This window comes from Escherichia sp. XD33 (genome assembly GCF_019375075.1).
Taxonomy (GTDB): Bacteria; Pseudomonadota; Gammaproteobacteria; order Enterobacterales; family Enterobacteriaceae; genus Enterobacter; species Enterobacter flexneri_A.
In genome coordinates, this window is the sequence record NZ_JAENDM010000327.1 from 1 (window position 1) to 593 (window position 593).

Sequence of the window (593 nt, forward strand, 5' to 3'; positions counted from 1 at the left end):
GAAAACACTGGCAGATTACGCCCGTGCCTTATCCGGAGAGGATGAATGACGCGACAGGAAGAACTTGCCGCTGCCCGTGCGGCACTGCATGACCTGATGACAGGTAAACGGGTGGCAACGGTACAGAAAGACGGACGGCGAGTGGAGTTTACGGCCACTTCCGTGTCTGACCTGAAAAAATACATTGCGGAGCTGGAAGTGCAGACCGGCATGACACAGCGACGCAGGGGACCTGCAGGATTTTATGTATGAAAACGTCCACCATTCCCACCCTTCTGGGGCCGGACGGCATGACATCGCTGCGTGAATATGCCGGTTATCACGGCGGTGGCAGCGGATTTGGTGGGCAGTTGCGGGCGTGGAACCCACCGAGTGAAAGTGTGGATGCAGCCCTGCTGCCCAACTTTACCCGTGGCAATGCCCGCGCAGACGATCTGGTACGCAATAACGGCTATGCCGCCAACGCCATCCAGTTGCATCAGGATCATATCGTCGGGTCTTTTTTCCGGCTCAGTCATCGCCCAAGCTGGCGCTATCTGGGCATCGGGGAGGAAGAAGCCCGTGCCTTTTCCCGCGAGGTTGAAGCGGCATGG

2 protein-coding genes are annotated in these 593 nt (G+C 58.0%); both read left to right on the top strand.

Annotation, left to right across the window (positions count from 1 at the left end):
* The first annotated feature begins 45 nt into the window (after window positions 1–45).
* On the top strand, window positions 46–252 hold the full coding sequence (locus K0778_RS29200; RefSeq protein WP_000198149.1) for a phage head-tail joining protein: 207 nt from the start codon (window positions 46–48) through the stop codon (window positions 250–252).
* Window positions 249–593, top strand: a 345-nt coding sequence (locus tag K0778_RS29205) for a phage portal protein (protein ID WP_153449243.1), incomplete at its 3' end; no start/stop codon positions are given. The genes K0778_RS29200 and K0778_RS29205, both read left to right, overlap by 4 nt.